General features: G+C 44.2%; 27 protein-coding genes, 1 riboswitch and 2 other annotated features. Of the genes, 8 read left to right on the top strand and 19 right to left on the bottom strand.

All coding sequences use genetic code 11. The features are described from left to right. Window positions 1-67 precede the first annotated feature (67 nt). Window positions 68-727, top strand: a complete 660-nt coding sequence (locus tag ACXYSL_RS04175; protein WP_458624043.1) for a prepilin peptidase — start codon at window positions 68-70, stop codon at window positions 725-727. Here the strand turns inward: ACXYSL_RS04175 and trpA are convergent. The 14 genes from trpA to ACXYSL_RS04105 form a co-directional block, all read right to left on the bottom strand. Beyond that, window positions 699-1475, bottom strand: a complete 777-nt coding sequence (gene trpA / locus ACXYSL_RS04170) for a tryptophan synthase subunit alpha (protein WP_247946243.1) — start codon at window positions 1473-1475, stop codon at window positions 699-701. The genes ACXYSL_RS04175 and trpA overlap by 29 nt on opposite strands. Next, complete coding sequence (gene trpB / locus ACXYSL_RS04165) at window positions 1468-2691, bottom strand: tryptophan synthase subunit beta (RefSeq protein WP_458624042.1); 1224 nt, start codon at window positions 2689-2691, stop codon at window positions 1468-1470. Before trpB (ACXYSL_RS04165) ends, trpA begins: the two co-directional genes overlap by 8 nt. Continuing rightward, complete coding sequence (locus ACXYSL_RS04160; protein WP_458624041.1) at window positions 2669-3268, bottom strand: phosphoribosylanthranilate isomerase; 600 nt, start codon at window positions 3266-3268, stop codon at window positions 2669-2671. Before ACXYSL_RS04160 ends, trpB (ACXYSL_RS04165) begins: the two co-directional genes overlap by 23 nt. Beyond that, window positions 3255-4022: an indole-3-glycerol phosphate synthase TrpC gene (gene trpC / locus ACXYSL_RS04155; protein ID WP_458624040.1), complete on the bottom strand. Its 768-nt coding sequence runs from the start codon at window positions 4020-4022 to the stop codon at window positions 3255-3257. Before trpC ends, ACXYSL_RS04160 begins: the two co-directional genes overlap by 14 nt. Continuing rightward, a complete protein-coding gene (gene trpD, locus ACXYSL_RS04150; RefSeq protein WP_458624039.1) occupies window positions 4019-5023 on the bottom strand; it encodes an anthranilate phosphoribosyltransferase in 1005 nt (334 codons plus the stop codon). The genes trpC and trpD overlap by 4 nt, the downstream gene beginning before the upstream one ends. A gap of 10 nt (window positions 5024-5033) precedes the next feature. After that, window positions 5034-5600 carry an aminodeoxychorismate/anthranilate synthase component II gene (locus tag ACXYSL_RS04145; protein ID WP_458624038.1) on the bottom strand — a complete coding sequence of 189 codons (567 nt, stop codon included), beginning with the start codon at window positions 5598-5600 and terminating at the stop codon, window positions 5034-5036. Further along, window positions 5597-6958, bottom strand: coding sequence for an anthranilate synthase component I (gene trpE, locus ACXYSL_RS04140; RefSeq protein WP_458624037.1), 1362 nt, complete (start codon window positions 6956-6958; stop codon window positions 5597-5599). The genes ACXYSL_RS04145 and trpE overlap by 4 nt, the downstream gene beginning before the upstream one ends. Before the next feature lie 71 nt (window positions 6959-7029). Continuing rightward, window positions 7030-7255: a binding site (T-box leader), on the bottom strand. Beyond that, on the bottom strand, window positions 7252-8430 hold the full coding sequence (gene trpB, locus ACXYSL_RS04135; RefSeq protein ID WP_458624036.1) for a tryptophan synthase subunit beta: 1179 nt from the start codon (window positions 8428-8430) through the stop codon (window positions 7252-7254). (Overlaps the previous feature by 4 nt.) A gap of 66 nt (window positions 8431-8496) precedes the next feature. Then, window positions 8497-8728 (bottom strand) — a binding site (T-box leader). Between the two features lie 33 nt (window positions 8729-8761). Then, a complete protein-coding gene (locus tag ACXYSL_RS04130; protein WP_458624035.1) occupies window positions 8762-9991 on the bottom strand; it encodes a DegT/DnrJ/EryC1/StrS family aminotransferase in 1230 nt (409 codons plus the stop codon). 42 nt (window positions 9992-10033) lie between these two features. After that, window positions 10034-10726: a sugar transferase gene (locus ACXYSL_RS04125; RefSeq protein ID WP_000922227.1), complete on the bottom strand. Its 693-nt coding sequence runs from the start codon at window positions 10724-10726 to the stop codon at window positions 10034-10036. A 218-nt stretch (window positions 10727-10944) separates the two neighbouring features. Next, entirely contained in the window at window positions 10945-12687 is a 1743-nt protein-coding gene (locus ACXYSL_RS04120) for an ABC transporter ATP-binding protein (RefSeq protein ID WP_458624034.1), read from the bottom strand. Further along, window positions 12677-14422, bottom strand: a complete 1746-nt coding sequence (locus ACXYSL_RS04115; protein ID WP_458624033.1) for an ABC transporter ATP-binding protein — start codon at window positions 14420-14422, stop codon at window positions 12677-12679. The genes ACXYSL_RS04120 and ACXYSL_RS04115 overlap by 11 nt, the downstream gene beginning before the upstream one ends. Before the next feature lie 206 nt (window positions 14423-14628). Next, the gene (locus ACXYSL_RS04110; protein WP_000174434.1) at window positions 14629-15264 is read right to left on the bottom strand and encodes a DUF421 domain-containing protein; all 636 of its coding nucleotides are present in this window, start codon (window positions 15262-15264) and stop codon (window positions 14629-14631) included. Then, window positions 15261-15716 carry a DUF3290 family protein gene (locus ACXYSL_RS04105; protein ID WP_458624032.1) on the bottom strand — a complete coding sequence of 152 codons (456 nt, stop codon included), beginning with the start codon at window positions 15714-15716 and terminating at the stop codon, window positions 15261-15263. The genes ACXYSL_RS04110 and ACXYSL_RS04105 overlap by 4 nt, the downstream gene beginning before the upstream one ends. Before the next feature lie 133 nt (window positions 15717-15849). Between ACXYSL_RS04105 and ACXYSL_RS04100 the strand changes: the two genes are divergently transcribed. The 4 genes from ACXYSL_RS04100 to ACXYSL_RS04085 all read left to right on the top strand — a co-directional run bounded on the left by ACXYSL_RS04100 (window position 15850) and on the right by ACXYSL_RS04085 (window position 19269). Beyond that, complete coding sequence (locus tag ACXYSL_RS04100) at window positions 15850-16677, top strand: exodeoxyribonuclease III (protein WP_458624031.1); 828 nt, start codon at window positions 15850-15852, stop codon at window positions 16675-16677. Between the two features lie 11 nt (window positions 16678-16688). Then, the gene (locus ACXYSL_RS04095) at window positions 16689-17075 is read left to right on the top strand and encodes a bleomycin resistance protein (RefSeq protein ID WP_458624030.1); all 387 of its coding nucleotides are present in this window, start codon (window positions 16689-16691) and stop codon (window positions 17073-17075) included. A 134-nt stretch (window positions 17076-17209) separates the two neighbouring features. Beyond that, window positions 17210-17305: riboswitch (purine riboswitch) on the top strand. A gap of 120 nt (window positions 17306-17425) precedes the next feature. Continuing rightward, entirely contained in the window at window positions 17426-18007 is a 582-nt protein-coding gene (locus ACXYSL_RS04090; RefSeq protein WP_044020318.1) for a xanthine phosphoribosyltransferase, read from the top strand. Further along, window positions 18007-19269 carry a nucleobase:cation symporter-2 family protein gene (locus ACXYSL_RS04085; protein ID WP_458624029.1) on the top strand — a complete coding sequence of 421 codons (1263 nt, stop codon included), beginning with the start codon at window positions 18007-18009 and terminating at the stop codon, window positions 19267-19269. Before ACXYSL_RS04090 ends, ACXYSL_RS04085 begins: the two co-directional genes overlap by 1 nt. A gap of 32 nt (window positions 19270-19301) precedes the next feature. On the opposite strand, the gene ACXYSL_RS04080 is transcribed toward ACXYSL_RS04085, so the two are convergent. The 3 genes from ACXYSL_RS04080 to ACXYSL_RS04070 form a co-directional block, all read right to left on the bottom strand. Then, window positions 19302-19706: a PaaI family thioesterase gene (locus tag ACXYSL_RS04080; protein WP_458624028.1), complete on the bottom strand. Its 405-nt coding sequence runs from the start codon at window positions 19704-19706 to the stop codon at window positions 19302-19304. Between the two features lie 69 nt (window positions 19707-19775). Beyond that, entirely contained in the window at window positions 19776-21257 is a 1482-nt protein-coding gene (locus ACXYSL_RS04075) for a UDP-glucose--hexose-1-phosphate uridylyltransferase (RefSeq protein ID WP_458624027.1), read from the bottom strand. Window positions 21258-21275: 18 nt separating this feature from the next. Further along, window positions 21276-22454, bottom strand: a complete 1179-nt coding sequence (locus ACXYSL_RS04070) for a galactokinase (protein WP_458624026.1) — start codon at window positions 22452-22454, stop codon at window positions 21276-21278. Window positions 22455-22615: 161 nt separating this feature from the next. Here ACXYSL_RS04070 and galR point away from each other — a divergent pair, with 161 nt between their 5' ends. Continuing rightward, window positions 22616-23617 (top strand): DNA-binding transcriptional regulator GalR, encoded by a 1002-nt coding sequence (gene galR, locus ACXYSL_RS04065; RefSeq protein WP_000212498.1) that lies wholly within the window; start codon window positions 22616-22618, stop codon window positions 23615-23617. A 64-nt stretch (window positions 23618-23681) separates the two neighbouring features. On the opposite strand, the gene ACXYSL_RS04060 is transcribed toward galR, so the two are convergent. Together ACXYSL_RS04060 and ACXYSL_RS04055 are read right to left on the bottom strand one after the other, a co-directional pair. Further along, window positions 23682-24719, bottom strand: coding sequence for a zinc-binding dehydrogenase (locus ACXYSL_RS04060; RefSeq protein WP_247917124.1), 1038 nt, complete (start codon window positions 24717-24719; stop codon window positions 23682-23684). A gap of 79 nt (window positions 24720-24798) precedes the next feature. Then, window positions 24799-25698: a cation diffusion facilitator family transporter gene (locus tag ACXYSL_RS04055; RefSeq protein WP_458624025.1), complete on the bottom strand. Its 900-nt coding sequence runs from the start codon at window positions 25696-25698 to the stop codon at window positions 24799-24801. A 132-nt stretch (window positions 25699-25830) separates the two neighbouring features. Between ACXYSL_RS04055 and ACXYSL_RS04050 the strand changes: the two genes are divergently transcribed. Next, window positions 25831-26385, top strand: coding sequence for a TetR/AcrR family transcriptional regulator (locus ACXYSL_RS04050; RefSeq protein ID WP_458624248.1), 555 nt, complete (start codon window positions 25831-25833; stop codon window positions 26383-26385). A 26-nt stretch (window positions 26386-26411) separates the two neighbouring features. Next, window positions 26412-26744, top strand: coding sequence for a glucuronide permease (locus tag ACXYSL_RS04045; RefSeq protein WP_458624024.1), 333 nt, complete (start codon window positions 26412-26414; stop codon window positions 26742-26744). Window positions 26745-26778 lie beyond the last annotated feature (34 nt).

Raw genomic sequence — 26778 nt, 5'->3', positions numbered from 1 at the left:
TGACCTCACCATCTTATCAGTGTTTCTTTATTATACTACTTCTCCTATTTTTTACGAATAGATAAGTATGATTGATCTTTATTTTTTTCTTGTCGGGAGCATTCTCGCTTCTTTCTTTGGTTTGGTCATTGACCGTTTTCCTGAGCAATCCATTATTCGACCAGCTAGCCACTGCAATTCCTGTCAGACTCGCTTGCGTCCCTTAGATTTGATTCCTATTGTATCTCAGGTCTTCAATCGCTTTCGCTGTTGCTACTGCAAGATTCGCTATCCATTCTGGTATGCCCTCTTTGAATTGAGCTTGGGATTTCTCTTTCTGGCTTGGTCTTGGGGCTTTCTTTCCTTGGGGCAAGTCATCCTCATCACTGCTGGTTTGACCTTGGGCATCTACGACTTTCGCCATCAGGAATATCCCTTACTGGTCTGGCTGACGTTTCACCTAATCCTCATGGCTTGCTCTGGTTGGAATCTGATTATGCTCTTTTTCCTTGCCCTTGGAATCATGGCTCATTTTATCGATATCCGAATAGGCGCAGGGGATTTTCTCTTTCTGGCTTCTTGTTCGCTCGTCTTTAGCGTGACCGAATTACTCATCTTGATTCAGTTCGCTTCTGCGGCAGGGATTTTAGCCTTTCTTTCGAAAAAGAAAAAGGAAAGACTTCCTTTTGTGCCTTTCCTCTTACTTGCTGCTTGTTTGGTTATTTTTGGTAAGCTACTGCTTGTTTGATAAATTCCTGAATCGGCTCTCCTTGATGGAGGGCTTTTACAATTTTCGAACCGACGATAACGCCATCTGACACCGCATTGAAACGTTCTACATCAGCCTGACTAGATACACCAAAACCTGTCAAGACTGGGATGTCAGCTACTTGATGCAATTGTGTCAAGTGCTTGTCCAAGTCTGCACGGTAATTTCCTGACTTCCCTGTCACCCCATTGATGGCAACAGCATAGACAAAGCCTTCAGCTCCCTTGATCAACTCTTTCTGACGCTCAATTCCTGTTGTCAAGCTAACTAGGGGAATCAAGGCGATGTCCGTGTCTGCCAAAAAGGGCTCTACAAAGTTGGCATGCTCATGAGGCAAGTCTGGGATAATCAAGCCCTTAACTGCTGTATCTGCCAGATCTTTGACAAATTTCTCCACACCGTACTGAAAGAGGGGATTGAAGTAGGTCATGATGACCAGTGGAACCTCAGTCTGAATGGTTTTCAAGGTTTCAACCAAAGCTTGGGTAGAAGTCCCATGAGCTAAACTGCGCAAGCCTGCTTCTTCAATCACAGGTCCATCTGCAACAGGGTCTGAAAAGGGAATACCCACTTCAATAGCTGAAATACCCAAATCTTCTAAAAAGTGGATTGTTTCACCGAGACCATCCAAACCTTTCTCATGGTCCCCAGCCATGATATAAGGAACGAAAATTCCTTTTCCTGCTGCTTTGATAGCCTTCAATTTTTCTGTTAGTGTCTTAGGCATGGGCTTCTCCCTTCTTTGCTGCATCTGCTTCTAAGCGGTCTTTGACTTGAATTACATCCTTGTCCCCACGACCGGATAGGCAGACAATCATCGACTTGTCTGGACCGAGTTCTTTGGCCAATTTCACTGCAAAGGCAATGGCGTGGCTTGATTCCAAGGCTGGTATAATTCCTTCCACACGAGACAAGAGTTGGAAACCTTCCAAAGCTTCCTCGTCAGTCACAGGAACATAGCTGGCACGTTTGATATCATGGTAGTGAGAATGTTCCGGACCGATACCAGGATAGTCCAAACCTGCTGAGATAGAGAAGGCTTCAAGAATTTGACCATGAGCATCTTGGAGCACATCCATGAGAGAACCATGGAGAACACCTGGACGTCCCTTGGTCAAGGTCGCTGCGTGGTACTCTGTATCCACACCAAGTCCAGCTGCTTCAGCCCCATACATAGCTACAGACTCATCTTCTACAAATGGATGAAAGAGTCCGATAGCATTAGAACCACCACCTACACAGGCTACTAGGGCATCTGGTAAATCTTGACCTGTCAAGTCACGGTACTGTTGTTTAGCTTCTCGACCAATCACACTTTGGAAGTCACGAACAATTTCTGGGAATGGATGAGGTCCCAAGGCAGAACCAAGGATATAGTGGGTATCATCGATATTCGCTACCCATGAACGAAGGGCTGCATTAACCGCATCCTTGAGTACGCGCGAACCATCTGTCACAGCCTCAACCTTGGCTCCCAAAAGCTCCATACGGAAGACATTAAGGGCTTGGCGTTTGACATCTTCCTCACCCATATATATGGTACATTCCATGTTAAAGAGGGCCGCAGCTGTTGCAGTTGCCACACCGTGCTGACCAGCACCTGTTTCAGCGATAATTTTATTTTTGCCCATACGTTTAGCCAGAAGAACTTGTCCCAAGGCATTGTTAATCTTGTGGGCCCCTGTATGGTTGAGATCTTCCCGTTTGAGATAAATCTTGGCTCCGCCGATATGCTGGGTCAAGTTTTTTGCGTAGTAAAGAGGCGTTTCACGTCCTACATACTGGCGTAAGAGCTGGTTTAATTCCTCTTGGAAACTTGGGTCTGCCTGACTTTCACGATAAGCTTTTTCCAACTCCAAAACTGCTGTCATTAAAGTTTCTGGGACAAAACGTCCACCGAATTTTCCGTAAAATCCATCTTTATTTGGTTCTTGATATGCCATGCTTTACCCTCTCTATAAATCTTCTAATCTTTTCATGATCTTTCTGTCCATCTGTCTCCACTCCACTTGATACATCTACTGCATAGGGAGAGAAATGTTGAATTGCTTTTGCTACATTGTCTTCCTTAAGCCCACCTGCGATAAAGAAGGGCTGAGCAAGTCCTGTCGTATCCAGTTGACCCCAGTCAAAGGTCTGACCACTCCCTGCCACAGGCGCATCAAAGAGTAGATAGTCTGCCCGAGAATGAGGCACATGACCATTTCCATCCACCTGCACAGCCTGAATGCTGGCACAAGGCAAATCCTTAAACAAATCATCTGCTACCTGACCATGAACTTGAATCAAGTCCAAGCCAACTTTGTCAATTGCTTCTAGCAGTTGAGCTCGACTTGGTGAAACAAATACGCCAACCTTCTTAACGTTCACAGGAATGAGCTTTGCCAGCTCAGCAGCCTGATCCAAGGTCACCTGTCTTTTACTGGGTGCGAAGACAAAACCGATATAGTCTGCCCCTGCTGATACGGTTGTTTCTACCGCTTCTTTGGTAGATAATCCGCAAATTTTAACCTTTGTCAATTTGCAACTCCTTGATTCTCTGGGCTACATCTTCTGCCTGCATGAGAGCTGTTCCCACCAAGATTCCGTTAAAGTATGTTGCTACTCGTTCCGCATCCTGTCCTGTGAAAATGGCAGATTCAGAAATGTAATAGCGACCTTCCTTAAAGTGCTGGGCTAAGTCTACACTGGTCTGCAAGTCGACTTCAAAGGTGGTCAAGTTGCGATTATTGACCCCAATAATCTCCGCACCAAGTCTGTGGGCCACCTCTAGTTCAGCTAGATTGTGAGTCTCCACCAAGACTTCCAGACCAAGCTCTGTCGCATAGTCGTACAGTTCCTTGAGGCATTCTTCTGACAGGGCTGCCACGATGAGCAAGATAACTGTAGCACCTGCATTTCGAGCACGGATGATTTGCTTTTCGTCAATAATAAAGTCCTTGTTGAGCGTCGGAATCTCTACCTGACTAGAAATCTCTCGTAGATAATCTAAATGCCCTTTAAAGAAAACTTCATCTGTCAAAACCGAAATCATCACTGCGCCGTTCGCTTCATAAGTCTGGGCCTGTTGCACAATATCCACATCTAGATTGATATCTCCCAGACTAGGGCTAGCCTTCTTGACTTCAGCGATTACCTGCAAACGGTCCTGGTGATTCTTCAAAAATTCTGCCAAGCGATAGGTCTGGCGCAAGGGCTGGATTTCCTCCAGCTCCATTTGCTCGACTTCACCCGCCTTCTGTTCTAAGATTCGTGCTAAAAATTCCTGACTCATTTTTGGTACTCCTGTAACAGTCTGAGTTTTTCAAGGGCCTTGCCACTAGCAATCACTTGACGAGCCAAGGCAACTCCTTCCTTGATACTATCTACCTTACCATTGGCATAGAAACCAAGACCAGCATTTAAAACTGTCGTTTCCAAGAATGGACTTGGTTGGTTTTGAAGAACGCTGAGCAAAATTTCTGCATTTTCCTGAGCATTCCCTCCACGAATATCTTCGATAGCGTAGCCTTTCATCCCCAAATCCTCTGGAGTGAAGCTTGACAAGGTGATTTCGCCATTTTCAAGAAGAGCAATCTTGGTTGTTCCGTTCAAGCCAGCTTCATCCAGCCCTTCTGGTCCAGCAACCACGATGGCACGTTTGCGGCCCATGTTTTTCAAAACCTGAGCTGTGCTTTCTAGCAGTTCTGGACGACTAATGCCAAGCAACTGTGTTTCCAAAGCCATTGGGTGAATCAGTGGACCAGTCAAGTTCATAATCGTTGGAATTCCTAACTCCAAACGAGCTGGCATGATGTACTTCATAGCTGGGTGCATATTTTTAGCGAAGAGAAAGACGATTCCAGTTTTATCGAAAACCTTACCAAGTTCAGCTGGTTTGAGATCAAGATTGATGCCTAATGCTTGAAGGACATCTGCCGAACCTGATTTAGAAGAAATCGAACGGTTACCGTGCTTAGCCATATGAATACCACCACCAGCCAAGACAAAGGCTGCAGTTGTCGAAATGTTAAAGCTGAAGGACTTGTCTCCACCTGTACCGCAGTTGTCCATGGCATCATGAATTTCAGTCGGAATGTGTTGGGCATGGCCTCTCATGACTTGTGCAATGGCTGTGCGTTCTTCAGGTGTTTCCCCCTTCATCTTAAGGGCTAAAAGGAGAGAAGCAATCTGAGATTCGGTTACACGCCCAGTTACGATACGCTCAATGACATCCGTCATTTCCACACCTGATAAATTTTCAAATTTTGCTAGTTTTTCAATAATCTCTTTCATCCTAGTTTCCTCACTTTACAACCTTCTCGATAAAATTCCGAATAGAAGACAAGCCATCTGGCGTTCCGATACTTTCTGGATGGTACTGGAAGCCATAAATCGGCAGGGTTTTGTGTTGAATTCCCATAATAGCTTGGTCATCAGTCGAACGAGCTGTCACTTCAAAGCCTTCTGGCATTTCTTCAATTAAAATACTGTGATAACGCATGACTGGACGACCATCCTCAATGCCTTGATAGAGAACAGATGGCGCTTCAAAGCTGATATGGCTCTGTTTCCCATGCATGACTGTTGGAGCCAAGCCTAGCTTCCCACCAAAGACTTCTGCGATAGCTTGATGACCCAAACAAATCCCTAGAATTGGCTTCTTACCTGCAAAGTCACGAATCATGTCTTCCATCTTTCCAGCATCAACTGGCCAACCAGGGCCGGGAGAAAAAACCAGACCATCTGCTTTTTCAGCTTCTTCATACAGCTTGAGATCATCATTTCTCAAGACCTTCACTTCTGCAAAATTCCCAATATACTGGGCCAAGTTATAGGTAAAGGAATCATAGTTGTCAATCAATAAAATCATGGTCTTAGTTCTCCAATTCTAGTCATAGATTTAGCCTTGTTAATGGTTTCTTGGTATTCGTTTTGGGCGATAGAATCATAGACAATCCCTGCCCCAGCCTGAACATAGGCTGTTTGATTTTTGAGAATCATAGTTCGGATGGCAATGGCGAAATCCATATCACCCGTCGCAGACAAGTAGCCGATTGCTCCTGCGTATACGCCTCGTTTTTCCGTCTCCAGTTCATAGATGCGTCTCATGGCCCGAATCTTTGGAGCTCCTGACACTGTTCCAGCTGGAAGTGTAGCTTTCAAGGCATCCATGGCAGTGAGTTCTGGAAGCAAACGTCCTTTCACCACGCTGGTCAAATGCATGACATAGCGGAAGAGCTCCACTTCCATATACTTGGTAACTTGGACACTTGCCGTTTCAGAGATGCGACCAATATCGTTACGCCCCAAGTCTACCAACATTCCATGTTCTGCTGTTTCCTTCTCATCAGAAAGCAGGTCTGTCGCCAAGGCCTTGTCCTCTTCATCCGTAGCCCCTCTTGGTCGCGTACCTGCAATCGGATTAGTTGTCACGATGCCATTTTTAACTGAAACCAAACTTTCTGGACTGGCACCGATGATTTGATAGTCCCCAAAGTCATAGAAATAGAGGTAATTAGATGGATTGGTCACGCGGAGATTTCTATAGAAGTCAAAAGGATTGCCAGTAACTTCTGCTGAGAAACGCTGGCTGAGTACGCATTGGAACATATCCCCATTACGAATCAAGTCACGAGCGGTTTCCACCATTTGCTCAAACTTCTGAGGAGCGATGTGCGATTTGAAGTCTAGCGGAGATAAATCCAAGTCTTCAAATTCATTTGGAGCAGGAATGCGTAATTCTTCAAGCACTTGGTTCAAGGCTTTTTCCAAGTCTTCTTGACTGCGCTCGCTGTAAAGAGCATCTTCGATGACATGGATTTTTTCCTTCTTATGGTCAAAGACCATATAACTCTCATAGACAAAGAAATGCATGTCTGGCGTCCCAATGGTATCCTCAGGGATTTGACCAATTTCTTCATAAAGAGAAATCATATCGTAACCAACAAAGCCAATAGCTCCCCCACCAAAAGGTAGGTCTGAATGATGCTGGCTCTTATGAGTCACTTCATAAAGGAAATCCAAAGGATCCCGATCAATCACTTGACCATTTTGATAAAGGACTCCATTTTCAAACTTAATCTCAAAAACAGGATTATAAGCTAGGATAGAAAAACGAGCGGTTTCCTTGTCTCTCGGAATACTCTCTAAGATAACCTTGTGTTGCCCCTTTAGGCGCATATAAGCCAAGATTGGTGATAAAACATCTCCATGAATGATTCGTTCCATTGTAATTTCCCTTTCAGTTCTACTTCTAGTCCGTGGCGATTGTATGAAAAATCCCCACGCAAAATAACTTGCGTGAGGACGAAATTCGCGGTGCCACCTCAATTATAGGATTTCTCCTATCTCTTATTCCTGTCTCAGAACTTTCCTATAACAGGCTGTGCGATAAAGGGCACTCCCTTGAGAATTATGTTTTCTTCTCTCGTTTCAGATGGACCCAATCTTACAGCTTTCTCTGCTTGTTTCCAGCAACCACAAGCTCTCTGGGAAAGAAATAACTATAATTTTTCCATCTCTTATTTTTTAGCTTCTAGGTCGTCTGCAATGGCAGCTACATCCTTGTCTCCACGACCAGAGACATTGATGATGATAATGTCATCTTTACTTAGTTTCGGTGCACGTTTAACCGCTTCTGCGATAGCATGCGAACTTTCAATCGCTGGGATAATCCCTTCTGTCTTGCTGAGAAGGAGCAAGGCTTGAACAGCTTCTTCGTCTGTCGCTGCTACGTATTCTACGCGGCCTGAATCTTTAAAGTAGGCGTGTTCTGGGCCAACCCCTGGATAGTCCAAACCAGCTGAGATAGAGTAAACTGGAGCCAGCTCTCCATCTTCCTTAAAGACTGCATAGGTCTTCATGCCGTCGACAATTCCGATACTACCTTTTGTCATAGTAGCTGCGTGCTTGTCTGTATCAAGTCCATGACCAGCAGCTTCGACCCCAACCAATTTGACTTCTTCATCAGCCACATACTGTGAAAAAGCACCGATAGCATTGGAACCACCACCTACACAGGCAATGACATAGTCTGGTAAACGGCCTTCTTTTTCTAAGATTTGACGACGAGATTCTTCACTGATGACCTTTTGGAATTCATGAACAATTGTAGGATAAGGATGAGGACCTACAGCAGATCCCAAAACGTAGAAGGCTTCAAGATCATTCATCCATGCTCCAAAGGCTGCATCAACCGCGTCCTTGAGAGTTCGAGTTCCCGTTTCAACCGCGTGAACAGTTGCTCCCATCATCTCCATGCGAAAGACATTGAGACGTTGACGTTCCACATCTTCTGCCCCCATGTAGACATCACAGGCCATACCAAACTTAGCTGCAGCTGCTGCCGTCGCAACACCGTGCTGACCAGCTCCTGTTTCTGCGATCACTCGTTTCTTGCCCATACGTTTGGCAAGAAGAATTTGCCCTAAAACGTTGTTAAGCTTGTGAGAACCAAGGTGGTTCAGGTCTTCACGTTTAAGATAAATCTTAGCCCCACCCAGGTGATCTGTCAAACTTTCCGCAAAATAAAGTGGTGTTTCGCGACCTGAATAATCCTTCAAGTAATGGCGAAATTCTGCCAAAAATTCTGGATCATCCTTGTACTTGTCAAATGTCACTTCCAACTCATCCAACAAAGCCTGAATCGGCTCCGGTACAAAACTACCACCAAATTGTCCAAAATAACCTTTAGTTGTCATAAAAGTTTTCCTCTTTCAGTATTAATTTAAAGATATGAAAAAAGCCCACACACAGAAATCAATCCGTGTGAGGGCGTTGGTAACGCGGTGCCACCTCAATTATAAAGGGACTATTCCCCTTTACATCTCTGCCTTGTCTAACAACAAGTTGCACTGTAAGGTGTGCGCACCGAATTTTCATTGTTTCAAATTCATTTTTAAAATCAGCCCACTTTCACTACTTCCAACCACCTGTTCACAATCACCACAGGCTCCCTGAAGATCGAATATAGTTACTTTTCTGATTTATTGAGAATATTATATGTTATTGTTCTATCTTTGTCAAGATTTTTTATGATTTTTTTCCAGAACCGAGGATTTCTTCAGAGATTCTCACCAAAGTCTGAACGATGTAATCCACTTCTTCATCGCTTAATTTTGTATGAAGAGGAAGGGTAATTTCATTTTCAAAAAAGGCATAGGCTCTTGGATAATCTGCCATATCAAAGCCAAGATTCTTATAGGCTGTCAAGAGCGGAAGCGGTTTGTAGTGAACGTTACTTGCAATTCCCGCCTTGGCCAATTCTTGGATGATAAGGTTACGTTCTTCTAAACTTGCTCCTTCTACATGGGTGATGTAGAGGTGGCGTGAAGATTCGACAGTATCAGTCTTGTGTGCAAGTGGGTGAATACGAGTACCCGCAAATCCACGATCATAACGGTCTACGATTTCCTTACGACGGTCAAGCAAACTTGGGTAACGATCCAATTGTACTAGACCAAGGGAAGCCATGATATCTGTCATGTTGCACTTGTAGGCAGGGGTTACGATATCGTATTCCCATGAGCCCAGTTGCATCTTGGCAAGGGCATCTTTGGTTTGACCATGAAGGGAAAGGATTTGGAATTCCTTGTACATTTCTTCGTCGTCAATCGCTGGATTGGCTTTCCAAGTCGCACTTCCTCCCTCAGCTGTTGTAAAGTTCTTAACAGCATGGAAAGAGAAGGAAGTGAAGTCAGCGATAGAACCAGCTGGTTGTCCTTTGTAAGTAGATCCCAAAGCATGGGCACTATCAGAGACAATCACAATACGGTTAAAGGCCTTTTGCCACTTGCTAGCAGCTGTAAAGAGGTCACGTTTTTTCTCAACAACTTGGAACAAACGGTCATAGTCGCAAACAATCCCGGCAAGCTCTACTGGGATGATCACCTTGGTTTTTTCAGTGATGGCTTGCTCAAGCAAGTCATAGTCCATCTCAAACGTATCTGCTTGGATATCCACCATGACAGGGGTTGCTCCTACGTGTGTGATGACACTACATGAAGCTGTATAAGTCATAGCTGGAACGATGACTTCATCACCAGGTCCCACTTCAAGCACACGCAAAATCAACTCAAGAGCGGCTGTCGCAGAGTTGAGACAGACAGTCTTAGGTGTCTGTGTGTAAAGAGACAAGCGGCGCTCCAGTTCTTTTGTCTTCGGACCTGTTGTGATCCAGCCAGAACGAAGGGTGTCCGCTACTTCAGCAATTTCAGCTTCGGTAATATCGGGTGGTGAAAATGGAATATTGTAATTTGGCATTGATTTGCTCCTTTTATCTGTACTCATTTTCTCATGACTACTTTATTTTAGTACCTCAAACACGGTTTGAAACATGATTTTGATGTCTCCAAGGAAACTAAATTCTCGGAGATAGGCGAGATTATAGCGCATCTTTTCAGGGAGGACATGTTCGACATAGGCCTGGTCAACTGACAAACCTTTCTCCGTCATTTGACTGATGATGGTGTCCTCATCCTTGTAGTTGATACTAGCTGGAGAGGTGATTCCGGCTGGCAAGAGCAAGGTCGCCATCATTTCAGGACTATACTGCTCGGTGTAGCGTGGCACCTCAGGTCTTGTACCGACAAAGGACATTTCGCCTTTAAGGACATTGACCAGCTGAGGCAGTTCGTCCAAGCGCACACGGCGAATGAAATTTCCCACTTTGGTAATACGGCTATCGTTAGCTGAAGTCACTAGACTTCCTTTTTTATCCGCATCCGTTACCATGGTACGGAACTTCCAAATCTTGAATGGACGATTGTACTGGGTCACGCGCTCTTGCTTGTAAATGACAGGTCCCTTGCTATCCAACTTGATCCAAATGCTCAAGATGAGAAAGATTGGGGAAGTCAAAATCAGTAAAACCAAGGCCAGAACCCAGTCCAGACAACGCTTGAAAATCAGCGAACCTTTCCTTTTAGAGACAAGCTGGTAGTAAGACTCAACCTCGCTTGATTGCATTTCCACGGGCAAGTCTTCCCATTTCAGCATGCTGTTTCTCCTTTGTTTTTATTATACTATTTGTCAACATTTTTCATTATACCACAAAATGGAAAAGGCAGTGCAAGAAATCTGTAATTTAAAGAATTTCCTTCTTATACTCAATGAAAATCAAAACGCAAACTAGGAGGCTAGCCACAGGCTGCTCAAAGTACTGCTTTGAGGTTGCAGATAAAGCTGACGTGGTTTGAAGAGATTTTCAAAGAGTATTAGGACATGGCTCCAGCCTGCAAGCTATACATCTTGTGATAGGTTCCTCCCAAGGCCAAGAGTTCCTCATGGGTTCCACTCTCAATGATGCGCCCCTTATCCAAGACATAAATGCAGTTGGCGTCTTGAATGGTAGAAAGGCGATGAGCGATGGCAATGGTCGTCCGACCCTGTCTCATCTTAGCTAGGGAATCTTGAACCAAACTTTCTGTCTCCGAGTCAATATTGGCTGTCGCTTCATCCAAAATCAGGATTTTAGGCTGACTAGCAACTGTTCTGGCAAAGGCAAGAAGCTGACGCTGTCCAGTAGAAAAGCTTGAGCCACGCTCAGATACAGGTGCATCATAACCCTGCGGAAGCTCCTGAATAAAGGGATCTGCATCGACAAAGGTAGCCGCAGCCTGGACCTCTTCATCACTAAGATCTTGGTACATGGCGATATTGGACTTGATAGTCCCGTGATATAGGAAGGGATCCTGCAAGACCAGACCGATGTTCTTTCTCAGCTCTTCCTGACTGTAGTCCCTAATATCCACACCATCCAAGAGAACTCGCCCTGACTGAAATTCATAAAAGCGCATGAGGACATTGATAATCGAAGATTTCCCCGAACCTGTATGACCTACAAAGGCAATGGTTTCGCCCTTGTTAACAGAAAAGGAAATATCATCCAGAATCTGGTGTTTGCCGTCATATGAGAAACACACATGTTCAAAACGGATATTGCCCTCTTTGATTTTGGCTTGCCCATTTTCTTGAAGAGGCTCATAGGTCCTCTCATCAATCAAGGCAAAAACACGACCTGCAGACACCATGGACGTTTGAAGGGTTGAAAAGTTTTGCGTCACCTCAATCAGAGGATCAAAGAGACGGTTGATGTACTGGATAAAGGCATACATGGTTCCTGCTGTTATTCCCAGATAAAGCCCACGGTAGCCAAAATAAGCCATCAAAACAGCGTAGCCTAGGAGTTTCAGTAAACTCATGGCAGGTCGTAAAAAGAGGGCGTCCAAGGCTACAGAACGGTTGGCGTAGACCAAGTGTTCTTGGTTGATTTCATCAAATTCTGCCTGCAGGCGCTTCTCTTGATTGAAGGCTTGGATAATTCTGATCCCTTCAATACTTTCTGCTAGCTTGCTATTGATATCCGACAAGAGACTTCTAGTTTTTTCGATGATTTTCACTGACTTTTTCCGATAGAGATTGACCAAAAGGAAAATCAAGGGAAGAAAGAGCAAGACTAAACCTGTCAAACGAAAATCCAGTACCAACATGGTATACAGAGTTGTCAGAAAGATGAAAACTGCTGAAATAAAGCTGGATAAAATCCCCGAAAACATATCACTGATGGTCTCGGTATCATTTGTCAAACGAGAAACGATGGAACCTGCTGGCGTCTTGTCAAAATAAGACATGCCCAGTTTTTCCATATTGGCAAAGGCATCGCGACGAATATCCCTAACAATACTGTAGGACACCCTCGCAAAGAGAAGATTGCCAACATACTGGACCAGAGTTTGCAGGATGTAAAGACCATAGTAGACCAGCAAAACGGTCACGGCCAGTTGATTAAGATTGCTGAGATACTGGTCGATAAAGTGGGAAGCTACAAGGGGAATGACACTTTTAATGACCGTCGTCGCCAGGAGAAAACTGAGTGCCAAAAAGGTCAGGAGGCCATAGGGCTTGAGATAGGACATCAAGCGCTTCAATACAGCCCATTGTTCTTGTTTATTCTGCATCTTCTTCTCCTTTCATTTCCAACTGCTGAGACTGGTAGGTTTGGGCATACCAGCCATCTAAAGCTAGCAGGTCTTCGTGTGTACCGCGTTCTATGATTTGGCCATTTTGCAGAACCAAAATCAGATCTGCATGGACGACTGCACTGAGACGATGGGCTGTGATGATAGTTGTCTTATCCTTCCGCGTCTCCTTGAGATTATCGATGATCGCATACTCTGTCTTGGCATCCACGGCCGATAAGGAATCATCTAAAATTAAAATATCAGGGTCTAAAATCATCGCCCGACTCATAGCTAGACGCTGCTTTTGACCACCAGAAAGACTGACCCCCTTTTCACCGATCAGCGTGTCAAATCCCTGAGGCATATCCACAATATCATGGTAAACTTGGGCTAGCTTAGTCGCTTCCTCGACTGCTGAAAGTGGCAAATTCGGATTTCCAAAGCGAATATTGTCTAAGATAGAGGTCGCAAAGAGGAACTGGTCCTGAGGAACATAGCCCATGAGACTGCGAAGGTCTGTCAGACGATAGTCTCGAATATCATGACCATTTAGGTAAATGGCTCCCTTATCCACATCGTATTCACGCAAAAGGAGCTTAATCAAGGATGTTTTCCCAGAGCCTGTCTGCCCGACTAAGCCTAGGGTTTGTCCTTTTTCTAAACTAAAATGAATATCCGTCAGTGTTTCCTCATTTTCAAAGGCAAAGCTGTCAATGGCGTACTCCAAACGTCCATTTTCAATACCGTCCAGAGGAAACTCAGGGTCTTGTACAGGTGATTCCTGAGACAAAAGTTCCTCAATCCGCTGGTAAGATACCTTGCCTCGCTGAGTAATATTAAAGAGGAAACCGATAGCCATAAGAGGCCAGACTAGCATATCCAAGTAGCTGATAAAGGTAACCAGATTTCCAACCGTGATTTGCCCTTTCTGAACCATCAAAGAGCCGACCAAGAGGGTTAAAACATAGGACGAACCAACAAACAAGAGAACCATGGGGTCAAAGAGACTATCGTATTTCATGGTTTGGAGATTCTTTTGGAAGGTCAATTCATTGACCGCTTGAAAGGACTTCAACTCATCCGCCTGATAACCGAAAGACTTGGTCACCTTGATACCTGATACAGACTCCTGTACCTTGTTATTGAGTTCGGAAAAGGCAGCTTGTGACTCGCCAAAGGCCTTGTGGGTCTTTCTCCCTAGACGACTGGTCGCATAAGCCATAAAAGGCAAGGGAAGAATGGCAACCAGAGTCATCTGCCAAGAAATGCTAAAGAGCATGGTCAGCAAAGTCACCAAAGCCGTGATAGAGGCATCCACTGCTGACATGACTCCGCCACCTGCGAGACGAGTTAGGGCATTGATATCATTGGTGGCGTGTGCCATCAGGTCCCCTGTCCGATATGTTTGATAAAAGGCTGGCGACATTTTAGTAAAATGCTCAAACAAGCGAGACCGCATAATCTGCCCCAAACGATAGGAAGTTCCAAGGATATACATGCGCCAAACATAGCGCAGATAGTACATCCCAAAGGCTGCCAGCAGCAGATAAAATAGATTAAGAAGGAGGTCCTGATGGGTTAATTGTCCCGATGTAATGGCATCAATGACCCGTCCCATGACCATGGGGGGAATGAGATTGAGGACAGAAACCAAGACCAGGGCCACAATCCCGACTAGATAACGGCGTTTTTCTAACTTGAAAAACCACCAAAGTTTTTGAATAATGGACATAAAATCCCTTTCTGATTGCAAATGGAAACCTGAGGCCAAGACTCAATGAAAATCAAAGAGCAAACTAGGAAACTAGCCGCAGGCTGCTCAAAGCACTGCTTTGAGGTTGTAGATAGAACTGACGAAGTCAGTAACCTACATACGGCAAGGCGACGTTGACGCAGTTTGAATTTGATTTTTGAAGAGTACAAGACCCCAGGTTTTTCTTATTCATAAGTTACGACTGAGACGACACCCTTGTCATACTCAGCGATAAAGATATTGGCCACATTGTCATACCCTTGTTTGCTGAGGTTATCAAGCAGCCATTCTTCGCTCCGACCAATGGTCTCCAAAATTTCGACTTGGATCACACCGTCTGTGACAACAGGATACTTGGGATTCTCATCTCCCATTTGGACTACGATGAGTTGACCGTTCTGCTCCTGCATAGCGCGTTTGACTTGTTTCATTTGGAAAATTCCCTGACTACGGAGCTTAAGAGCTACGTCCGCTGCAGATAAACCAACCGAACGGCAGGCTTCTGGATCAATCTTCCCATTTTTGATGAGCAGGGTTGGCTTCCCATCAATCAAACGTTTCACAAAGTGAACATTGTTGTTGAGCCATTTGAGAGTCAAGACCAGAATGGTCCACATAATCAGGATAACTGCATACTGAAGGATACTGATGGCGCTATTGTAAATCACCCCACCGATGATCCCCCCAAGTACATAGTTCTGAATTTGGTCTATTGCTGAGTTAGGCGCTAGGTTACCCTTTCCTGTCACATTGATTACAAAAACCAGAGAAAAGAGACCCAAGGCTAGTTTGATTAAAATTTCGATATAATTGAGTGTCATTTGTTCACCTCCACCAGTTCAATTGCATCTGTTTTATACAATTCGACTTTCTCTAGCAGGTACTTGTCTGGCTCACTTCCGTTCAAGGCACGGTAATAGCGATCTCTGACCTTGATAAGTGCGCCATCAGTGTCGGCAGAAGTATTGACATAGACTTCTGACTTGTCTACTCCCAATTCTTTGGAAACAAGCTCGATGAAATGAAGTGAAGCTTGAAATTTATTGTTAGAAACTTGATTGTTTTGATAAGTCGTGATGCTGACCAAAAGGAGAGCTAATAAGGTCAAAGCTGAAATCATGACCAACTCACGAAATTTGGTCCCCTTTTTATCATGATAAGCCTTGAAAGCTAAAAATCCTGTCACAGCTAATAGGACAATCCCTAAACCAATCATGATACCATTTTGCTGACCAATTTGGCTGAGGACATAGTCGTAAGAATAGAATTTCATGTATTTTCACTCCCTTTCATAAAATCATTCTTAATTATAAATGAAAGAGGGTGATTTTTCAAACCATACGTTGGGGAAATACGCCTTTTTTTGATATAATATAGTCTATAATCTGAATGAAAAAGGTAACTTTATGAAACTCATCTCATGGAATATTGATTCCCTCAATGCAGCCCTAACGAGTGACTCAGCTCGTGCAAAATTGTCCCAAGAAGTCCTACAAACCTTGGTCGCTGAAAATGCTGATATCATCGCTATCCAAGAAACCAAGCTTTCTTCAAAAGGGCCTACAAAAAAACACTTGGAAATTTTAGAAGAACTCTTCCCAGGTTATGAAAACACTTGGCGTTCCTCTCAAGAACCTGCTCGCAAAGGCTACGCTGGAACCATGTTCCTTTATAAGAAAGAACTCACACCAACGATTAGCTTCCCAGAAATCGGTGCTCCTTCTACCATGGATTTGGAAGGCCGCATCATCACCTTGGAATTTGATGCATTTTTCGTGAGCCAAGTATACACACCAAACGCTGGAGACGGTCTCAAACGCTTGGAAGAACGCCAAATCTGGGATGTCAAATATGCTGAGTATTTGGCTCAACTAGACAAAGAAAAACCAGTCCTTGCGACTGGAGACTACAACGTAGCTCACAAGGAAATCGACCTTGCAAATCCTGCCAGCAATCGCCGTTCACCTGGATTTACCGACGAGGAACGTGCTGGATTTACCAACCTCTTGGCAACTGGATTTACCGATACCTTCCGCCATATTCACGGTGATGTCCCAGAGCGTTATACCTGGTGGGCGCAACGCAGCAAGACTTCTAAAATCAACAATACAGGCTGGAGAATCGACTACTGGCTCACTAGCAGCCGCGTAGCTGACAAGGTGACCAAGTCTGATATGATTGACTCTGGTGCGCGCCAAGACCACACACCCATTGTCATGGAGATTGAACTCTAAGGAGAAAACAAATGGACTATCAAGCTGTCATTCCTGAATTTGTAGTATCTGACCTCAAAAAGTCACGCCACTTCTACTGCGACTTGCTGGGATTTTCTGTCGAATACGAGCGTCCAGAGGAGAAATTCCTCTTCCTATCTCTTTTAGATTGCCAACTTATGCTAGAAGAAGGCAGTACAGAAGAATTAGCCCAACTAACCTATCCTTTCGGGCGCGGTGTCAATATTTCCTTTGGCATTGAAGATGTCCCTCAGCTCTACCAAAAACTGCTGGAAGCTGACTATCCTATCCATCGTCCGCTGACCAAAAGAGAATTTCGAGTGGGAGATAGCTTTATTTACCCTCACGAATTTGCAGTTTTGGATCCAGATGGTTATTTTTTAAGATTTAGTGAATAGAATAATAGAACCCTACAATACTGTATCTCGTTGTAGGTTTCTTTTTTGTTCGTTTTTTTCATTAAAACACTAACAAAACATTTGATTTCTAAAGCTAATTGGTGTAAAATAAAAACATTGGCAGCAGCCTTTTTAAAATTGAATATCATTTTACTTGTTTATGTCGTGAATTGGCGCGACGTTTCTACAAGGTGCCGGAACACCTAACAATGAGTATGTCAGCTGAAGGTATGGTGTTGGCCATGCCTATTTTGGGGACTTACTTAGGGGATTAAGTAGGTCCCTTTTCTATTACATACTAGAAACTCTAGACAAGCAAATGAAGCATCTTTTAGACTTTAGGAGGTTTTATGAAATTATTAGAAGAGCGCATCCTTCAGGATGGGCATATCTTGGGTGACAACATCCTCAAGGTAGATTCCTTTTTAACCCACCAAGTTGACTATCGTTTGATGCGGGAGATTGGTAAAGTTTTTGCGGAAAAATTCGCTTCTGCTGGCATTACCAAGGTCGTGACCATTGAAGCTTCAGGCATTGCCCCAGCTGTTTTTACAGCTGAAGCCTTAGATGTTCCCATGATTTTCGCAAAGAAAGCTAAAAACATCACCATGAACGAAGGCATCTTAACTGCTGAGGTTTACTCCTTTACCAAGCAGGTGACCAGCACGGTCTCCATCGCTGGAAAATTCCTCTCACCTGAGGACAAGGTCTTGATTATCGATGATTTCCTAGCAAATGGCCAAGCTGCCAAAGGCTTGATCCAAATCATCGAACAGGCCGGAGCAAAAGTTGAAGCCATCGGTATTGTTATCGAAAAATCCTTCCAGGATGGTCGTGATTTGCTTGAGAAAGCTGGCTATCCAGTTCTATCACTCGCTCGTTTGGAACGTTTTGAAAACGGTCAGGTCGTATTTAAGGAGGCAGATCTCTAATGCAACAACAAGAAAAACACTCGCAAGCAGCCGTTCTTGGCTTACAGCACTTACTAGCCATGTACTCAGGTTCTATCCTGGTTCCTATCATGATTGCGACAGCTCTTGGCTATTCAGCTGAGCAGTTGACCTACCTAATTTCCACAGATATCTTCATGTGTGGGGTGGCCACCTTCCTCCAACTCCAACTCAATAAATACTTTGGAATTGGACTACCAGTCGTTCTCGGAGTTGCCTTCCAGTCGGTTGCTCCCTTGATTATGATTGGGCAAAGCCACGGTAGCGGTGCTATGTTTGGTGCCCTTATCGTTTCAGGGATTTATGTGGTTCTGATTTCAGGCATTTTCTCAAAAGTAGCCAATCTCTTCCCATCTATCGTAACAGGCTCTGTCATTACCACGATTGGATTGACCCTGATTCCTGTCGCTATCGGAAATATGGGAAATAATGTCCCAGAGCCAACTGGTCAAAGTCTCTTGCTTGCTGCAATCACTGTTCTGATCATCCTCTTGATCAACATCTTTACCAAAGGATTTATCAAGTCTATCTCCATTTTGATTGGTCTGGTTGTCGGAACCGCCATTGCTGCTACTATGGGCTTGGTTGATTTCTCCCCTGTTGCGGCAGCACCGCTTGTCCATGTTCCAACTCCCCTCTACTTTGGGGTGCCAACCTTTGAAATCTCATCTATTGTCATGATGTGTATCATCGCAACGGTGTCTATGGTTGAGTCGACTGGTGTTTACCTAGCCTTGTCTGATATTACCAATGACCCAATCGACAGTACGCGCCTGCGCAACGGTTACCGCGCAGAAGGTCTGGCCGTACTTCTCGGAGGAATCTTTAACACCTTCCCTTACACAGGATTTTCACAAAATGTTGGTTTGGTTAAATTGTCAGGTATCAAGACCCGTCTGCCAATCTACTACGCAGCTGGTTTCCTAGTCCTCCTTGGACTCCTTCCTAAGTTTGGTGCCCTCGCCCAAATCATTCCGAGTCCTGTCCTCGGTGGTGCCATGCTGGTGATGTTTGGTTTTGTTTCCCTTCAAGGTATGCAAATCCTCGCCCGCGTTGACTTTGCTAACAATGAACACAACTTCCTTATCGCAGCTGTTTCCATCGCTGCAGGTGTCGGACTCAACAATAGTAATCTCTTTGTCAGCATGCCGACAGCTTTCCAAATGTTCTTCTCAAACGGAATCGTCGTAGCCAGCATACTGGCCATTGTCCTCAATGCAGTATTAAACCGGAAAAAGAAATAAGAAAAAGAGGTGTGAGCCTCTTTTTTGTTTCTTTATATCCTTACCTGTCTTTCTTCTGACCTTTGTCCTGTGACAAACATGGTAAAGGTGGCTTTGCAGACATTTCTGCCTTCTTGATTGGTGATATCGACATCCACGACACAGGTTGTGCGTCCATGATGGACACATTCTCCTTTAATGGTCAGCACATCGTCGAGTTTTCCTGCCTTGAGGTAGTTGATGGATGACTGGAGCGTCACTGCATCAAGCCCTAGCGAGATAACCACCAAACCACTAATCTGATCACAAAGGGTGAAGAGATAGCCTCCATGGGCATTGCCATAATAGTTAAGCGACGAGTCCACTACTTTGGTTGTCACCTCAACGTGGCCATCTCTCATCTCTTTAATTTCATAATTTTCAAAAGCTGATATAGCGTCAAAATGAAAATCTTTCATATTCTCCTCCTGATAGTTCAAACGACACTATGATACTACTTTTTATAGGACTGTGCAAGGAGAAAGCTCCTAGTCGGGTAAAATTCCGACCTGTTCTACAAAGCGCATAAAGGCTGCCTGTCCTTGTTCCGTCTGCTTGTAAACCCCTGCGTCCTCCAAAACACGTGCAAAGATAGCACCCACAGAGTCCTTGACGATTTCAAAGGCTTTTTCTTTATCCGCTATGTCTGGATATTGGGCTTTGAGTTGGTCGGCCCATTCCTGATGATAGTCGGCAACTATATCACCATCTCCCACGAGGTAGCTAGCAACTTGCTCCACTTCCGCTTTCAGACGTGGTGGCAATATAGCCAAACCCATGACCTCAATCAAGCCGATATTTTCCTTCTTGATATGTTGAACATCCTTGTGGGGATGATAGATGCCATCAGGATGCTCTGCCGAAGTCTGATTGTCCCGCAAGACCAAGTCCAACTCAAACTGTCCATCGCGTTTACGGGCAATGGGTGTAATGGTGTGATGCGGTATCCCGTCTGTCTCTGCTAAAATCTGCACTTCAGGGTCTGAATATTTCCGCCATTCCTGCAAAATCTTGTCCGCCAAGTTGATCAAATACTCTTTTGAATCCGAGGTCAAACGTAGCACTGACATAGGCCACTTGACAATCCCAGCCTTGACCTGCTCAAAACCAGCAAATCGGAAAGTCTTTTGCAAGGGAGCCAATTCCATAGGAAATACGTGACGACCTCCCTGATAGTGGTCATGAGTCAGAATAGAGCCTCCCACAATTGGTAAGTCCGCATTTGAACCCGCAAAATAGCCTGGAAACTGCTCTACGATAGCCAGCAGGCGCTCAAAACTCTGACGACTAATGGCCATGGGACGATGCTGGCCGTCTAAGAAGATACAGTGCTCATTAAAATAAGCATAGGGTGAATACTGGAAGCCCCACTCCTGACCCGCCATTTCGAAACGGATAATGCGGTGATTGCTGCGAGCTGGATGGTTAATTCGACCATGATAGCCTTCGTTCTCTAGACAAAGCTGACACTGGGGATAATTGCTAGCTTGCACCAACTTGGCTGCTGCAATCTCCTTTGGATCCTTTTCAGGCTTAGAGAGGTTGATGGTGATTTCTAGATCTCCGTAGTCAGATGGTACTCTGTAGGCGATATTTTTAGCAATGGCCTTGAGTTTGATGTAGTCATTTTTCTGACTGAGTTGGTAAAAATCCGCTATTGCTTGCTCAGGAGAGTGGGCATAGGTTGTCCAAAAGTCACGATTGACCTGACTTGGACAAGGGGTTACTAAGTCCATCAATTCAGCACCAAGGATTTCACGCGCAGTCTGGCTATCCTCAATCGTCTCTAATCGAACCGCTTCCTCAACCAACTGGTCTTTGAGGTCAATCAATTTATCTAGAGCAGTCTCAACTTCCAAAACACCTTCGCCTACTCGTGCCAAGACACGATTGGTCAGGTAGATGCGATCCATTTCTTCAAATGAACTTTCAGAAATGACATGTGTTACAAATTTATCTACTAAGGTCACTATAAAGCCTCCTTTTGACTAGTCAAGGATGCGAGTGCCACCTGCAACTTCAGCGATATAGAAGCTTGGAGCATATCCAACGACTTCCTCGTAGTGCTTGCCAACAGCTGCTTTAAAAGCCTCAACGGCATCTTTTTGAACCAAGGCAATGGCACAGCCACCAAAACCTGCTCCTGTCATACGAGCACCGAGAACACCTTCTTGATCCCAAGCTGTGTGAACAAGAGTATCCAATTCCAAACCAGTTACTTCATAGTCATGTTCTAGAGAAACGTGTGACGCATTCATCAAGCGACCAAATGTTTCCAAATCACCTGCTTGAAGAGCTGTTTGAGCTTTAAGGGTACGTTGGTTTTCAAGCACAGCATGACGAGCACGTTTCAAACGATTTTCGTCTTTAATCAGGTAGCTGTATTGATCAAAAGCCCACTCATCCAATTCACCCAAGGTCTGAATATCCAAGGCAACTTGCAATTCTTCTACTGCTTTTTCACACTCAGCACGGCGTTCATTGTACTTAGAGTCTGCTAGTTCACGACGTTTATTGGTGTTCATAATAACAACGACATTGTCCTTCAGATCAAGTGGCACCAAATCGTACTCAAGACTGTTGGTATCTAGGTAAATAGCACGTTGGTCAGCCCCCATACCGATAGCAAACTGGTCCATGATACCAGAGTTGACTCCGATAAAGTTATTTTCTGTTTGTTTTCCGATTTTAACCAAATCCAAACGGTCTAGTTTTAAATCAAAGAGATGCTCTGCCACGACCCCTGTCAAGAGTTCCAATGATGCTGAAGAAGACAAGCCAGAACCATTTGGGATATTCCCATAAACATAAAAATCAAAACCTTTGTCAATCACGTGCCCAGCTTCTTGCAAGAAATAAAGAACTCCTTTTGGATAATTGGTCCAGCTGTGCTTTTTTTCAAACTTGAGATCAGCAAGAGGCACTTCGATGATACCTTTGTCCTCAAAGTTAGTTGAGTAGAAACGCAAGACTTGGTCGTCACGCTTGCGAGCTGCACCGTATGTTCCCAAGGAAATAGCAGCTGGAAAAACGTGCCCGCCATTGTAGTCCGTGTGTTCACCAATCAAATTGATGCGACCTGGTGAAAAGAAGGTTTGGTCTGCTTCTTGACCAAAAACTGCAAGAAAATCTTTGCGAAGGGCTTCAGCAGTAAGATGTTGTGTCATATGAATTCTCCTTTGACTGTCCGTTAAGTCGCCTTAACGTGTAATCGTTTTCTTCTATTGTATCCAAGGCTTTTACCAAGGTCAATCCTTTTTACTAAAGTTTTACTAAACAATCGGTAAAAAGAAGAAAAATATGATATACTAACCTAAAAGGAGGATTTATGGCTACATTAAAAGACATCGCACAGCTAGCCTCTGTCTCTATCGCGACCGTATCTCGTGTCCTCAATCGCGACCAGAGTCTATCTGTTACAGAAGAAACCAGACACCGTATTTTAACTGTCGCTGAAGAGCTGGGCTATACCAAACATCTCAAGACAGGCGAATCCCACAAACCCAAGCAAAAAATTGCCATTATCCAATGGGTCAGCGAACAAGGAGAGCTAGACGACCTCTACTACTACCAGATTCGTCTAGGGATTGAAAAAAGAGCTCAAGAGTTGGACTATGATATCTTGCGCTATTTTAATGACCATCCTTTTACCCTGAGCGAGGAAGTGATTGGCATTCTCTGTATCGGAAAGTTCAGCCGAGCTCAGATTTCTGCCTTCGAAGAATACCAAAAACCTTTGGTCTTTATAGACAGTGACACCCTCTCACTAGGTCATACCTGTATTATCACCGACTTTTACACTGCTGTGAAACAAGTTGTAGACCATTTTCTCAATCAGGGACTGGATCGGATTGGCATTCTAACAGGCCTTGAGGAAACAACCGACCAAGAAGAAATCATCCAGGATAAGCGGCTAGAAAATTTCAAAGACATTACCCAAGCAAAAGGAATCTACCATGAAGAACTGGTCTTTCAGGGGAGCTTTACTGCCCAGTCTGGATATGACTTGATGAAGGAGGCCATTCACAAGTTGGGGGATCAACTACCCCCAGCCTTTTTCGCAGCCAGCGATAGTTTAGCCATCGGCGCCCTCCGTGCGCTCCAAGAATCTGGAATCAGTCTACCAGATCGTGTTAGCCTTATTTCCTTTAACGACACTAGCCTGACCAAGCAGGTCTATCCCCCTCTTTCTAGCATCACAGTCTATACCGAAGAAATGGGCCGAGCAGGTATGGATATTCTTAACAAGGAAGTACTCCATGGTCGGAAAATTCCTAGCCTGACTATGCTGGGAACTAGACTGACTCTGAGAGAAAGTACTCTGCATTAAGTACAACAGTTCAACATAAAAAATCCTAATAGAGATTCTCAAATCTCCATTAGGATTTTATTTTTTAGTTCATTATAATCATAGACTTAATGGACTTACGTTCATCCATATCTTTATAGGCCTGATTAATATCTTCCAATTTATAACTTGTCGTAAAGACTCGTCCTGGATTGATATCACCGTCAAGCACTGCTTTCAGCAAGAACTGTTTGTCATAGGTGGTAACAGAAGCTGCTCCACCTGCTACAGATATGTTTTGGGCAAAGGTCGAACCAAGAGCACGGTTATTGTAGTGAGGCACACCGACAAATCCTAAGCGTCCTCCATTGTGAAGGACACCCAGAGCTTGATCAACAGCTGCTGCGGTACCGACACATTCAAGGGCAGCATCCGCTCCACCACCAAGGATTTCACGGACCTTAGCAATACCATCTTCTCCTCGTTCAGCTACAACAGCTGTCGCTCCTGACTCCAAGGCCATTTGTTGACGATCTTCGTGACGACTCATAAGGATAATTTGCGATGCTCCACGCATCTTAGCTGCGATGACAGCACATTGACCAACAGCCCCATCACCGATAACAACAACCTTGTCCCCTTTTTGAACATTTGCAACACGCGCCGCATGATATCCTGTCGGCATGACATCAGCCAGTGTTAGGAGAGATTTGAGCATTCCTTCTGTGTAATCAGAGGGTTGACCTGGGATTTTAACCAGCGCCCAGTTGGCATAGTGGAAACGGATATACTCAGCTTGGACACCACCTGACCAGTTGGTTCCAATATGGCGGTCACAAGTCCCATCATAGCCAGCACGGCAGGCGTCACACTCACCACAGCCATGGGTGAAAGGCGCAATGACAAAATCTCCTGGTTTAACCGTTGTAATAGCATCTCCGATTTCTTCGACAATCCCGATTGCCTCGTGACCACTATTTTGATGCCCCTTTTCAATGTCTGGATTGCGGTAGCTCCATAAATCAGAACCACAGACACAGGTACGCACAATACGGAGAATGACATCATCCGGCGCCTCGATCTGCGGACGCTCCACTTCTACTAGACCAACTTGGCCAGCTTTTGTATAGACTGTCTTTTTCATAGGAACAACCTACCTTTCTATTGCTTACTTAACTATAGTATACACTTCTTCTTGGGATTCTGCTAGTACCAATTCTTCATTAATGCTGGTGGTGATCATGTCCGCTCTGACTCTCTATGGCATGGATATCCCGTTTATGGCAGGCATGACTAGCTTGATCGCTATCCACTTCAATGGTAATATTATGAAAGCCAATGTCCTTTAGATAGTGACGGATAGCTGTTTTACTCGCTTCCATGTCTTCTATCCGCTTGAGACAAACATGGATAATGGCATTTTTCTCCAATCCATCCATAGTCCAAAGATTGAGCTGATTGACACTAGCAACATTGTCCAACTGCTCTAAGTCATTCTTAACTTTCTTGATATCTACCCCTTCTGGCACAGCATCTAGGAAAATTTTTAGTGCGCTCCAAAAGCGAGGAATGGCTTTTGTTAGAATGAAGATAGAAATGACAAGAGATAAGAGTGGATCAAGGATATACCAATCTGTAAATTTGAGGATAATCGCCATTAGAATGACAGCCAACCAACCAAGAGTGTCTTCCAAAAAATGCAAGCTAAGAATAGACTCGTTCTTTGTCTTTCCTTTACGAACTACTATACTAGCTAGCACATTAATAGCTACCGCAATGATTCCCAGCCAGAGGATGCCTTCCTCATTGATGGGTTGCGGGTGAACGATCTTTGTGATATTTTCCAAGATCACTAGGACAGACCCTATCATAAGAATCACAGCCGTTAGCATGGCCCCTAAAAGACTAAAACGTTTGTAACCCAAGGTGTACTGTCTATCCTCTTCACGGTTTGAAATTGTTTCTAAAAGGGTTGATAGGCCAATGGCCATAGCATCTCCCAAGTCATGAACAGAATCAGCAAGAACTGCACTTGAACCAAAGATTCCTCCTGCGATAAACTCGACTATCGCATAGCTTAAATTTAAGAAAAAAGCTAACCAGATAGATGTTTTAGAACTCATTTCTCTCCCTCCTTTGGTATAATGGGTATATACATACTTCTTTCATTTGTATTATCTAATAAAATTCAAAGAAAGGATAGAAGCAAACTGTCAGCTATGTTCAGTTCTGAACAGTTTGTCTCAAGTGTCTATATGCCAAAAAGAGACCGTCGAGTCAACAAGACTAAAAAAGCCATCTATCAAGCTTTTTTACAACTTTTGAACGACAAAGGCTATGATACCACTACTGTTCAAGATATCATTGACCTAGCAGATGTTGGACGTTCTACTTTTTACTGTCACTACGAGAGTAAGGAACTCCTTTTAGATGAGCTCTGTCGCTACCTCTTTCATCATCTCTTTGAAAGAGAAGGACACTTTACTACCGAGGACTACCTCGCACATATCTTTTTACATTTTCAGAAAAACCAGGACCATGTCACCAGTCTCCTTTTTTCCAAAAACGACTACTTCCTCCGCCAACTACACAAGGAACTCGAACACCACGTTTATCCCATGGTGGCGGGTGACTTGCAAGAGGCCTACCCAAACATTCCAGCCTCCTACCTCCAGCATTTTGTTGTGACGAACTTTATCGAGACTCTAACTTGGTGGCTAAAAAAAGGAAAATCTTATACCGAAGAGCAAGTGGTGAGATTTTACCTTGATGTAATGGAGATGACCTCTACAACTCCACTTGATAACTAAGCCTGTAACTCAGAAAGGAAAAAACTATGTTAACTTCGATGATTCTAGGAATACTAACAATCGTACTTGCTCTCGCATTCTCATTACTTCACCTTGCTGCTGCTTTTTCAGCCATGAAACAAAAGAACTACAGTCTGGGAAACACGTGCATCTTGGTCGGCAGTTGCCTCACCTCTCTGGCTCTAGCTATCTTTTACTTCGTCCCACTGGCAACCATTCTACTATGGATTTTGGGTTCGAGTATCGTCTGCTATGGTGCCTACTGGAACGGGCGACAGCAAGAAAATCAACATATATCGCACCACATTATTCGTATAACGAGTGCTATTGTCATTACGGTATTATTCATTTTGCTCTAACACAAAAAAAGGATCATCTGATCCTTTTTTTACT

The organism is Streptococcus sp. V913 (assembly GCF_054353455.1).
Note: the sequence above shows the minus strand (reverse complement) of the source record. Positions and strands in the feature narration are given on the sequence as shown.